The organism is Streptomyces sp. DvalAA-14 (assembly GCF_900091855.1).
In the GTDB taxonomy this organism is placed as follows: Bacteria; Actinomycetota; Actinomycetes; order Streptomycetales; family Streptomycetaceae; genus Actinacidiphila.
The window spans coordinates 1-1,281 of sequence record NZ_FMCH01000411.1; the positions used below are offsets into that span (position 1 = coordinate 1).

The 1,281-nt window shown below is 68.0% G+C and carries 2 protein-coding genes; both read left to right on the forward strand.

Features of this window, described 5'->3' with window-relative positions:
* Window positions 1-63 precede the first annotated feature (63 nt).
* Window positions 64-372, forward strand: a complete 309-nt coding sequence (locus tag GA0115240_RS21585) for a transposase (RefSeq protein WP_107407185.1) — start codon at window positions 64-66, stop codon at window positions 370-372.
* Window positions 369-1,241: an IS3 family transposase gene (locus GA0115240_RS21590; RefSeq protein WP_093738695.1), complete on the forward strand. Its 873-nt coding sequence runs from the start codon at window positions 369-371 to the stop codon at window positions 1,239-1,241. The genes GA0115240_RS21585 and GA0115240_RS21590 overlap by 4 nt, the downstream gene beginning before the upstream one ends.
* The last annotated feature ends 40 nt before the right edge of the window (window positions 1,242-1,281 follow it).

Genomic DNA, 1,281 nt, shown 5'->3' on the forward strand with positions numbered 1-1,281 from the left:
TGAGCTTGATCCGCTTTGACGGACATTCGAGATCAGGGGCCCAGCCCCGGGAGGATGTCCATCATGGAGAGCATGGGGAAGAAGAAGCCACGCCCTCGCCGCTCGTTCACGCCGGAGTTCAAGGCCGAGATCGTCGAGCTGTGCCGACGCGGAGACCGCTCGATGGGTCAGGTCGCCAAGGACTTCGATCTGACCGAGACCGCGGTGCGCGACTGGGTCAAGCAGGTCGAGGTCGACGCGGGTGAGCGTGAGGGCCTGACCAGCGGCGAGCGCGAGGAACTGGCCGCGCTGCGGCGGGAGAACCGACGTCTGCGCGAGGACGTCGATATCCTCAAGCGGGCCACGGCTTTCTTCGCGAAGGAGACCCGGTGACGGTTCACCCGTTCATCGAGGCGGAGAAACACGCAGGCCACAGCGTCAAGCGCGCCTGTGAGCTCTTGAAGGTCTCCCGAGCTGCCTACTACGCCCGCCGCACTGCAAACCCCGGTCCCCGCGCCGTCCGCGACGCGGAGCTGACCGAGCAGATCACCGCCGTCCACACCAGGTCGCGAGGAACCTACGGTGCCCCACGCATCCACGCCGCGCTCCAGCACGACGGTGCCGCGTGCGGCCGCCGCCGGGTCGCCCGGCTCATGCGTGCGGCCGGACTGGCAGGCCGGCACCGCCGACGACGACACCTGACCACCGTCCCCGATCCCCGGGCGGCCACCCGGCCCGATCTCATCGGCCGGGACTTCCGGCCCGATTCCACCGGGCTCGATGCCCGCTGGTGCGGCGACATCACCTACATCCCGACCGAAGAGGGCTGGCTCTACCTGGCCACCGTTATCGACATCGCCTCACGCCGCGTGGTCGGCTGGACGACCGCCGACCACATGCGCACCGACCTGGTCGCCGACGCCCTCACCGCCGCATGCCGGGAGCGTCGCCCGATACGGCCGGTGATCTTCCACTCAGACCGCGGAAGCCAGTACACCAGCCAGCAATTCGCCTCCCTCGCGGACCGGTTCGGGGTTCGCCTGTCGGTCGGCCGCACCGGGCAGTGCTGGGACAACGCACTCGCCGAATCGTTCTTCGCCACCATCAAACGCGAACTGCTCGACACGACCACCTGGCCCACACGGGCCGCGGCACGCACCGCGATCTTCGATTTCATCGAGAGCTGGTACAACTTGCACCGCCTGCACAGCAGCCTCGGTTACCTCAGTCCCGCCGACTACGAAGCCGCACTCGCAGCCTGACCACCACACCAACGGTGTCCGTCAAACCGGATCAAGCTCA